The sequence below is a fragment of the Deltaproteobacteria bacterium genome, from assembly GCA_016210005.1.
In the GTDB taxonomy this organism is placed as follows: domain Bacteria; phylum Desulfobacterota; class Binatia; order HRBIN30; family JACQVA1; genus JACQVA1.
The window spans coordinates 1-10,115 of sequence record JACQVA010000241.1; the positions used below are offsets into that span (position 1 = coordinate 1).

Annotated in this window: 7 protein-coding genes; 4 read left to right on the forward strand and 3 right to left on the reverse strand. The window is 66.1% G+C overall.

The window, feature by feature from the left end; translation table 11 throughout:
- The first annotated feature begins 278 nt into the window (after positions 1-278).
- The 4 genes from uvrC (at position 279) to HY699_22835 (ending at position 7,225) form a co-directional block, all read left to right on the forward strand.
- The gene (gene uvrC / locus HY699_22820) at positions 279-2,243 is read left to right on the forward strand and encodes an excinuclease ABC subunit UvrC (protein ID MBI4518641.1); all 1,965 of its coding nucleotides are present in this window, start codon (positions 279-281) and stop codon (positions 2,241-2,243) included.
- 90 nt (positions 2,244-2,333) lie between these two features.
- Positions 2,334-4,802 carry a DNA internalization-related competence protein ComEC/Rec2 gene (locus HY699_22825; GenBank protein MBI4518642.1) on the forward strand — a complete coding sequence of 823 codons (2,469 nt, stop codon included), beginning with the start codon at positions 2,334-2,336 and terminating at the stop codon, positions 4,800-4,802.
- 74 nt (positions 4,803-4,876) lie between these two features.
- Positions 4,877-6,070, forward strand: coding sequence for a Coenzyme F420 hydrogenase/dehydrogenase, beta subunit C-terminal domain (locus HY699_22830; GenBank protein ID MBI4518643.1), 1,194 nt, complete (start codon positions 4,877-4,879; stop codon positions 6,068-6,070).
- A gap of 18 nt (positions 6,071-6,088) precedes the next feature.
- Complete coding sequence (locus tag HY699_22835; GenBank protein MBI4518644.1) at positions 6,089-7,225, forward strand: response regulator; 1,137 nt, start codon at positions 6,089-6,091, stop codon at positions 7,223-7,225.
- On the opposite strand, the gene HY699_22840 is transcribed toward HY699_22835, so the two are convergent.
- The 3 genes from HY699_22840 to HY699_22850 form a co-directional block, all read right to left on the reverse strand.
- Positions 7,164-7,634 carry a hypothetical protein gene (locus tag HY699_22840; protein ID MBI4518645.1) on the reverse strand — a complete coding sequence of 157 codons (471 nt, stop codon included), beginning with the start codon at positions 7,632-7,634 and terminating at the stop codon, positions 7,164-7,166. The genes HY699_22835 and HY699_22840 overlap by 62 nt on opposite strands.
- A gap of 404 nt (positions 7,635-8,038) precedes the next feature.
- A complete protein-coding gene (locus tag HY699_22845; GenBank protein MBI4518646.1) occupies positions 8,039-9,226 on the reverse strand; it encodes an NADP-dependent malic enzyme in 1,188 nt (395 codons plus the stop codon).
- A 23-nt stretch (positions 9,227-9,249) separates the two neighbouring features.
- A partial coding sequence (locus HY699_22850) for a thiolase domain-containing protein (GenBank protein ID MBI4518647.1) occupies positions 9,250-10,115 on the reverse strand: 866 nt, incomplete at its 5' end.

Here is a 10,115-nt window from a genome sequence, read left to right on the forward strand (position 1 = left end):
ACCTCACAGCTGGCAACGCGGGTGTGGCAGCATAAGAGCAAGGTAGTGGAGGGTTTTTCGGCCAAGTACGGCGTTGAGCGCTGGCGGGTCGTAGCGAGCCGGTGCCGTGGATTCCCGCTTTCGCTGGAATGACGAATTGCGTCCCTTTCGGCCATGGGCCTCGGCCTGACAGTACACAGTACTGTCAGACTGGTGAGGATTTGCCCGGTCGGCTGCACGTTACCCACAGATTTGTCGCACACCCACGCCAACTTTGCCCCGCGCCACGGTGCGGTATAATGTCGGCAAACCTGGTAATCGGCAGAGTTCCCGTGACGGCTGATCTGACGGAAACCACATCGCATGCGAACACTCCTGCGAGCGCACCGGCGCCGACGCATGCCACACCGGCATATGAGCCGAAGCTGGCGCTGCTGCCGACGCAGCCCGGCGTCTATCTGCTCAAGGACCGTTACGGGAAAGTCATCTACGTCGGCAAAGCCAAGAACCTGCGCGGCCGCGTGCGCAGCTACTTCCGCGGCGGCGACGACCGGGTGCAGGTGCGCTTCCTCGTCCAGCGGGTCGCCGACATCGACACCCTCGTTACCAGCACGGACAAGGAAGCGCTGATCCTCGAAAACAACCTCATCAAGCAGTACAAGCCGCGTTACAACATCCGCCTCAAAGACGACAAGTCTTACGTCAGCGTCAAAGCCACCGTGCACCAGAGCTGGCCGCGCATCCTGGCCACGCGCAAGATCGTCAAGGACGGCAGCAAGTACTTCGGGCCGTTCTCCTCGGCCGCCGGCCTGCGCGAGACCCTCGATCTCATCCGTAAGGCGATCCCGTTGCGCACTTGCAGCGACGGCGTGTTTCGCAATCGCTCGCGCCCGTGCTTGGAGTATCAAATCAAGCGCTGCCTGGCGCCCTGCTGCCTGCCGGTGGAACGTGAGCTGTACCAACGGCATCTGCGCGAGGCCATGCTGCTGCTCGAAGGCAAGAGCCAACAGCTGGTTCGCCAACTGCGCGACGACATGAGCGCGGCGGCCGCGGCCTTGCGCTTCGAGGAGGCGGCGCGACTGCGGGACCAAATTCGCGCTATCGAGAAGACGCAAGAACCGCAGCAAGTGGTCGCCCACCTCGGCACCGATCAGGACATCTTCGGCCTCTACCGCGAGGGCGGCTTCATCGAAGCCCAGGTGCTGTTTGTGCGCGGCGGCAAGCTGACCAACAACCAGTCCTACTACCTCGAGGACTTCGAGTTCCCCGACGAAGAGGTGCTCGAAGAGCTATTGACGCAGTTCTATCAGGCCGAGCGCTACATTCCCGACGAGATCCTGGTGCCGGTGGAGCTGGACGACGCCTCAGCGCGCAGCGAATACCTCAGCGAGCGCAAGGGCCGCCGGGTCGAGATCGTGCGGCCGCAGCGCGGCGACAAGATGCGCCTGCTGGCGCTGGCGACCGACAACGCCCGCCAGAGCTTTCGCGCACGCCAAGATGCCGGCCGGCAACACGAGCGCATGCTGCAGGAGCTCCGCCACAAGCTCAACTTGCGCAACGCCCCGAAACGGATCGAATGCTTCGACATCTCCAACCTCCAGGGCACGCTGGCCGTCGGTTCTATGGTCGCTTTCGACGAAGGCCAGCCTGACAAGAGCCGTTACCGCCGTTTTCGTATTCGTACGGTGGACGGCGCGGACGACTTTCGCATGATGTCGGAAGTGCTCACCCGGCGTTACCGGCGCGGCCAGCGCGAGCATGACTTTCCCGACCTGCTGGTGGTCGACGGCGGCATCGGCCAGCTCAACATCGCGCTGGCCGTGCTGCGCGAACTCGGCATCAGCGAGATCGACGCCGTCGGCCTGGCCAAGATGCGCGTCGAGCGCGATGCCCGGGCGGCGGAGCTGCAGCGCAGCGAGGAACGCGTTTTCCTGCCCGGGCGCAAGAACCCGGTGATCTTGCGCCGCAACTCGACCGCGCTTTTCCTCCTGCAGCGCGTGCGTGATGAGGCCCACCGCTTCGCCATTACCTACCACCGCGAGTTGCGGCGTAAGCAGCGCCTGCGCTCGGCCCTCGATGACATCCCCGGCGTCGGCGCCGCGCGGCGTAAGCGCCTGCTGCGCCACTTCGGCAGCTTGCGCCGGATTCGCAGCGCCAGCGTGGCCGAGTTGACGGCGGTGCCGGGCATCACCGCCGCGCTCGCCGAAATCATCCAGCAGCATCTGGTCACTGCCGGCCAGCCGGCGGCGGCGGGCGACACCTGAGCCGCTCGAACTCGAGCGGGGCATGAGGCGGGAACCGCCGACGGGGAATCCAGTGCCGGCTAATCGAACGCTACCAGCGGGCGCCGCCCCATGAGCCCACACACCGCCCGGCACTCCGCGGTGTGGGTCGTACCGCCGCTGATACCGGTGACCATCGCCCTGCTGGCGGGGCAGTTGCTGATCGGACGCCAGCTGGCGCTGCCGCTGGCCGTGATGGTGACACTGGGCGCACTGGGCGCGAGCGCCAGCGCTTGGCGGCGCACGCGGCTGGGCGGCGTCATGCTGCTGGCATTCGCCTGGGGCAACTGGGCGGCAGGCCGGGTGGTGGCGCCGCAGTTTGCCGCCGATCATATCGGCAACTGGTGCGGCGCGCGCGCGGTGGAGGTGGAAGCGCGCTTGCTCGACGACGCGGAAGTCGCGCCGCGCCGTAACCGGCTGCGGTTGGAGGTCGAGCGCGTCAGCTCCGCGGCCCAGTGGCAGCCGGCCCACGGCCGAGTGCTGCTCACGGTGCGGACACTGCACAGTGAGTGGCAGGCCGGTGACCGGCTGCGCGCGCGCTTGCGGCTGCGCCGGCCGCGCAATTTCGGCAACCCGGGCGAGTTCGATTACGAAGCCCACCTGGCCCGCCAGGGCATCTACGTCACCAGCTTCGTCGCCGAAGACAGCGCGCTGACGCTGGTCGAGCGGCGGCCGAACTCGGGCTGGCTCAGCCGCTGGCGGCGTGGGGTGGGTGGGGTCATGAACGCGCGGCTGAGCGCTTACGAGCGGGCGCTGCTGCGCGCGCTGATCATCGGCGATAGCGCGGCGGTGCCGCGCGAGCTGCAGGAGAAGTTCACCCGCGCCGGCGTCAATCACGTCCTGTCGATCTCGGGATTGCACGTGGGGATGGTGGCCGCGTTCGGCTACCTGTTGTGGCGCTGGCTGCTCGCGCGCAGCCGCTGGCTGCTGCTGCGCACCAATGTGCCGAAGCTGGCGGTGACGGCGTCGGTGATTCCGGTGTTGCTCTACGCCGGAATCGCCGGCAGCAACACGGCGACGATTCGTTCGGTGATCATGGTGCTGGTGTTTCTGGGCGCGGTCCTGGTCGACCGCGAGCGCAACTTGTTGGTGAGTCTGGCCGCCGCCGCCCTGGTGATCTCGCTGCTGTGGCCGGGCGCGGTGCTCGACATCTCGTTTCAGCTCTCGTTCATGGCGGTGCTGTTTCTGGTGTTGGCGATGGGCCGCTTCTGGCCGTGGTGGCGGCGGTGGGAGGAGCTGCGGCTGGTACGGTTGCGCAGCGGCTGGGTTCGCTATGCCCGCCCGGTGGCGGCGTATCTGGCGGTGTCACTGGCAGCGCTGGCGGGGACCGCCCCCTTGACGGCGTTTCACTTCAACCAGGTGTCGCTCGTGGCGGTGTTGGCCAACGCGGTGGTGGTGCCGTTGCTGGGCACCGCCGCCGTAGCGCTCGGTCTGCTGGCAGCCTTGACCTACCCGCTCTCGGCCGGGCTTGCCGGCCTGTGGGTGTTGCTGGCGTGGCCCTGTCTGTGGCTGGGGCGAAACTTGACCGGGCTGTTTGCTGCATTTCCGGGCGCCGCACTGCGGGTCGTTACCCCGTCGCTATTGGAGCTGGTACTCATGTATGCGGCCTTGCTGCTGCTGCTCTGTCTCGACGGCCGCTGGCGCACGCGCTGCCTGACGTTACTGGCGCTGGTGGGCGCGCTCGATGCTGCTTGGTGGTACCATCAGCGTTATCATCGGCCGGACTTGCGTGTGACTTTCTTGAGCGTGGGCCAAGGCGACAGCGCCGTCGTCGAGTGCCCGGGCTCGATGGTAATGGTGATCGACGGCGGCGGACTGGGAGACGGCACCTTCGACGTGGGTGAACGGGTGGTCGCGCCGTTTCTATGGCGCCGCAAGATCGCGCACATCGACGCCCTGGTGTTGAGCCATCCGCAGTGGGATCACTTCGGCGGGCTGACATTCATCGCTCGCCAATTCACACCCGGTGAGTTCTGGTACAACGGCGATCGTGCGGCCAAGGGGGTGCGCTTCGCCGAGCTGCAAGAAGCGCTCGCCACTGCGGGCGTTCGCCAAGTCGTGGCCGCCCCCGGCATGCAGCGGCCGTGCGGTGACGCGGTCGCGCGCGTGGTCGGCCCGGCGGCGCCGGCGGCTTCAGTGAATGATCGTTCGCTGGTGGTGCAGTTCGAGCGCGGGGGGACGGAGGTATTGTTTACCGGCGACATCGAGCGCAACGGCGAGGCCGCGCTGGTAGCGGCGGCGGCGGAGCGCTTGCGCAGCACCATCCTCAAGGTCCCGCACCACGGCAGTGCCACTTCGAGCACGCCGGCTTTCGTCGCTGCCGTCGCCCCAAGCATGGCAATCGTATCGGTGGGATTCGACAACCGCTTCGGCTTTCCCCACCCTAATACCGAGAGCGCTTATCGGGAGCTGGGTGCCAGCGTGTGGCGCACCGACCGCGACGGCGCCGTCACGGTCAGCATCGGCCCCACGGGCACCATCCGCACGCAGCTGCAACGGCACCTGACCGGTCACCCGCAGGTGGTTGAAAGTGCGCGTTGACTCTGCGGAAGGCCAGGTCTATGGTTCTTGGACAGCAGGGCGAGTGCGTCCTGCTTTTTTTTCAAGGCGGGGCGATGCAGCCGAGCTTCAAAGAGATGATGAACGAGGTGGTGGCGTACGGGAGCTGCTGCGAGTGCGGCTCGTGCGTGTTGGTATGCCCCCACAACGTCATTGATTACATCGGCGGCAAGCCCAAACAGGTGGCCAAGGCGAGCGCCGCGTTCGATTACTGCGGCATGAGCGAAGGCATCGGCTGCGACGTCTGCGCGCAAGTGTGCCCGCGGCTGCATCGCCGCGAACATCATCTCGCAGATCAGGTGTTCGCTCCCGAGCTGTCGGGCAACCACACCTACCGCGGCGCCTTCGGTGTTTACCGCCGCATCGTGGCAGCCCGCACTCGCGACCCCGAGATCCTCAAACGCTGCGAGGATGGCGGGGTGGTGACCACCGTGTTGGCGTGGCTGCGGCGCAACGACCGGATCGACGGTGCAGTGGTATCGGCCATCGACAAAGAGCGGCCGTGCCAGCCCGTTCCCAAAGTGGTCACCTCCGTCACCGACATCATCGGCAGCGCCAGCTCGTGGTACACTTATTGCCCCAACAACCTGGCCCTGGCCGAGGCCGAGAAACTCGGCCTGAGCAAGGTCGGCTTCGTCGGGGTGCCGTGTCAGATCACTCCGGTGCGCAAGATGCAGCTCGCCGACCCGGCCTTTCTCAATAACGGCCGCAAGAAGGACAAACACATCGAGCGGCAGACGAAGTTCCTCAAAGGCTACGGCGACCGGGTGGCGTTCACCATCGGGTTGCTGTGCAGCGAGGTCTTCACCTTTGAAGGGCTGATGCGACACGCCATCCAAGACGAGATGGGCATTGCCCTCAGCGACATCCGGCAATTCAACGTCAAGGGCAAGGTGCAGATTTACAAGCACGATGGCTCGCTGGTTGAATTGAACCTGCGCCACTCGCAGCAGTACGCCCGCCCCGAGTGTCATCACTGCGCGGACTTCACCGCCGAGCTCGCCGACATCTCCTGCGGCGGCGTCGGCGCGAACGGACGGACCATCACAATTATCCGCAGCCGCAAGGGCGAAGAGGTATTCGACGCCGTGGCGCGAGAGGGGTTATTGGACGTGCAACCGATCGAGCAGTTTGAGAATTCCATGAAGGTATTGTTGCGCTTGAACCGCAAGCAGCGCGAGCGCGTTCCGACCCCACCCGGGCGTCACGACACCTTTGTGCGGCCGCTCGGCTTCCGCAACCCGCACTAGTCGCCGCGAGTGCATGTCATGGCCACGCCAGCGGTTACCCGAAGCGGTAGTGCGTCGTCCGACGGACAACTCCAGCAGTTTCTGTCGGAGTTCTTCGAGCGGCTGATCGAGTCATCGCCCGACATCGTGGTGGCCGTCGATCGCGCCGGCACGATCATCTTCTACAATGATGGGGCGGAGAAGAACCTCGGCTACACCGCCGCCGAGATCCTCGGCGAGAGCGTGCTCCGCCTCTATCCCTCCTACGACGAGGCCCACCGGGTGATGGAGGCAATGCGCAGCGACGAGTGGGGCGGGCCGGGGAAGGTCAAGAATTTCGAGACCACCTTCGTCAATCGCTGGGGCGAGCACCTGCCGGTGGCCATTTCCGGCTCGATTCTGTGCAGCGAAGAAGGCTTGGAGATGGGCTCGATCGGTTTCGCCAAAGACCTGCGCGAGATTCGCCGCCGCGATCGGCTGGCAACACTGGGCGAGATCACCGTGGCGCTGTGCCACGAGATCAATAGTCCGCTCGAAGTCATCCTCAACCAGACACAACTGCTCAGCCGTTTCATCGAGGACACCGCCAGTGACGAGCGGGCAGTGATCGAGGAGGAGCGCGTCGACGCCATTCGGCGCGAGGTCGATCAGATTCAAACCGTCATCAACCGGCTCGTCGATATGGCTCACGGCGCCGAGTACGGCACCCGTGAATACCTGGCCGGCAAGCAGATGACCGACCTCGGCGTCAAGGTGCCCCGGCGCAGCGACCAGCCGTTAGCCGGCCTGCGCATCTTGGTGGTGGACGACGACCTCGGCGTCTGCCGCTCGCTGCGCGACCTGCTGACGGCGGAGGGCTGCGAGGTGATGACCGCCGGCAACGGCCTCGAAGCCTTGCGCGTGCTCGATCACTTCACGGCCGATCTGGTGCTCTCGGACGTGGTGATGCCGGATCTCGACGGTTACGACCTGTTCATGGAGATCAAGCGGCGCGGCCAGACCCCGGTGATTCTGATGACCGGCTACTACTACGACCGCGACCACGTGATAAAGCGCAGCCGCTTGGAAGGGCTGGAGAACGTCCTGTTCAAGAAGCCCGTCGATCCCGAGCGGCTCAAGGTAGCGATTCTAGAGCGCTGCCGGCCGGAGAAGTTGCCGCCGCCGGCACCGGCGTAACGGGAGTCGTTCGCGGTTGTCTCGTGACCGTCGGCGACTTGGTCGGCGCCGGCTGCAAGCGCATCACCAGCGGTCCGCCCGCGGTCTCAATCCGCACTTGCTGCGGCGCAATCTCGGCCACGCGGCCCAAGCCCGCTACCTCGTCCCCCAAACGATAGAGCGCGCTCACCCCGTGAGGGTCCTCGATGGCGGCGTACATGGTCTGGCCGCCCGCCGCGACCCCGGCCAGACGGAAGCTGGCAATCGTGGGCGCGGGCACCTGGCCGGGCGCTGCCGCGACGTGGGCAGCGGTTGGCGAACCCGCGGGCGGCGGCGTTTCAAGCACCGCCGGCTGGCGTTGCCACAGCAAGAGGAGCACCCCGGCGAGAACAGCAAGGGCGAGCAGGGCAGGAATATATCGGCGCATCACCGGCAAACTCAGTCGTGCCCCGTGCTCTTAGTGCCTTCGCCGCCAGAAGTCGAACTGTCAGGCTGGACGCGGCCGCCGAGGACCGAGGCGGCTCAGGACATCTTCCACGACCTCGACGAACCGTGGCGCCAGCGCCTGTCCAAGCGCTCCACAATCAGATCCGCCAGCAGCGCTCGCGACTCAGCCGGCGGGCTGAACTTCCAAGAATCCTCAAGGGGCGGTCATCCGCCGCAACCCAAACGTGATGCTGCACTGGCGGCGCGCAAAGACGCGCGCCAGTGAGCATCGGCGTTCAGATGCGGCTAGGCGCACGCCGTTGACGGCAGGGCGGAAACCCTCTCTATCAGCCGCTGCACCTCGCTGTGTCGCGCCCGCTTCGGGCCCGGCAAGGCGGCGGGCCCGCTTCAGTGCCGGCACACGCCGGTGTTGCGGGCGGCGTCTGCCACTGCCCGGCCGATGCGCTGGGCGATGGCGCGGTCGAGCGGATCGGGCAGAATCCGTTCGGGTGTTGGCTCGATGACGGCGCTCGCCAGCGCATGCGCCGCGGCCATCTTCATCTCTTCGTTGATGCAACGCGCGCCGGCATCGAGAGCGCCGCGAAAGACTCCAGGGAACGCCAACACGTTGTTGATCTGGTTGGGAAAGTCGCTGCGGCCGGTTCCGATCACCACAGCTCCGCCGGCACGAGCGGCCTCGGGCATGATCTCCGGGGTCGGGTTGGCCATGGCGAAGACGATCGGCTCTCGATGCATCGAGCGCACCATCGCGGCCGTCACCAAGTTGGCCTGCGACAGGCCGATGAACACATGCGCCCCGGCGAGGGCGTCGGCCAGCGTACCGCTAAGACAGCGGCGGTTGGTGCGCGCGGCCATCTCGCGCTTGTGCGGATTGAGGTCGCTTCGGCCCGGGTGGACGATTCCCTGCGAGTCGCAGAGGATCAGATCACCGGGCGCCGGACAGATGCCGGTCCGGCCACACTCCAAGATCAGCCGGGCACAGGCGATGGCGGCCGCACCGCTGCCGCTGAACACAATAGTACAATCGGCCGGTGACCGGCGGATCACCTTGAGTGCGTTCAGTAGCGCCGCCAGCACGACGATCGCGGTGCCGTGTTGATCGTCGTGAAACACCGGAATGCCTAGGTCTTGCAGCTGCGCCTCGACGTCGAAGCAGCGCGGGGCGGCGATGTCTTCCAAGTTGATGCCGCCAAATACCGGTGCGACCGCACGCACGATGCGCACGATTGCATCAACGTCCTGCGTCGCCAGGCAGAGCGGAAAAGCATCGACGCCGGCGAACTCCTTGAACAGCACCGCCTTGCCTTCCATCACCGGTAGTGCGGCGGCAGCACCCAAGTTTCCCAGGCCCAGAATCGCCGAGCCGTCGGAGATCACCGCCACGGTGTTGCGCTTCATCGTGAGGTCGAACACGCGGGCGGGGTCTTGGGCGATCTCCAAACACACCTGCGCCACACCGGGGGTATAGGCCAGGCTCAGGTCCCTGCGGGTCCTCAGTTCGACTTTGCTCTTCACTTCCAGCTTGCCGTGGAGCCGGTCGTGCAGAGCCACGGCCTCGCGATTGAGATCATCCATGGGAAAACCGAACGGCGCTGGGCTCAGGCGCCGACAACGAAAGCGACGCTGGTGGTGCCGCTGCCGCCGATGTTCAGCGTGGCCACCCGTTTGGCGCCGGCTACTTGGTAATCGCCGGCTTGCCCGGTCACTTGCTTGAAGGCGTCCAGCACTTGGCGGGCGCCGGTTGCGCCCACCGGATGACCGGCGCCGATGAGTCCGCCGCTCGGGTTGATCGGCAGCTTGCCGCCGAGTTCGATGACGCCGTCCTCGATCGCCCGCCACGACTGGCCCGGTTTGGTGAGACCGAAATGATCGATCGCCATGTACTCGGAGGTGGTGAAGCAATCGTGGGTCTCGATCGCGTCGACCCCCCAGCAGTCGGCCACACCGGCGCGCGCGAACGCCTCGACAATGGCCTGGCGCGTATGGGGCAAGACGTAGGCGCAGTCTCGGCTCTGCGCCACCTTGGCGGCAAACTCGATCGAGGCGGTGTGATGGCCCCAGCCGAGCAAGCGCGGGAGCGACGCCAGCGCTACACCGTGATGCTTGGCGTAGCCGGCGGCATACTGCGCCGAGGCCAAGAAGAGACTGGTCGCACCATCGGTCACCTGCGAGCAGTCGGAGACCTTGATGCGGCCACCGATGACGGTATTGAACTTGTCCTGCGAGCGGGCGTGTTCTTCGCTCATGTACCAGTTGCGCGTTTGCGCCAGCGGGTTGCGCTTGGCGTTGGCGTAGTTGACCGCGGCGATGCGCGCCAGATGCTCGTCCTTCAACCCGAAGCGCTTGTCATACTCGTCGCCGAGGCGGCCGAAGAGCTTGGGAAAAGGAAATTCCACCCCCTTGGCCTCGCGCTCGTACCAGGCGGCCGTGCCGAGGAAGTCGCCGCCTTTGGCCGGGTCCACCG

Coding starts and splice junctions, on each gene's coding strand:
- HY699_22825 (MBI4518642.1), top strand. CDS start 2,334: ATGAGCCCACACACCGCCCGGCACTCCGCGGTGTGGGTCGTACCGCCG.
- HY699_22830 (MBI4518643.1), top strand. CDS start 4,877: ATGCAGCCGAGCTTCAAAGAGATGATGAACGAGGTGGTGGCGTACGGG.
- uvrC (MBI4518641.1), top strand. CDS start 279: ATGTCGGCAAACCTGGTAATCGGCAGAGTTCCCGTGACGGCTGATCTG.
- HY699_22835 (MBI4518644.1), top strand. CDS start 6,089: ATGGCCACGCCAGCGGTTACCCGAAGCGGTAGTGCGTCGTCCGACGGA.
- HY699_22845 (MBI4518646.1), bottom strand. CDS start 9,226: ATGGATGATCTCAATCGCGAGGCCGTGGCTCTGCACGACCGGCTCCAC.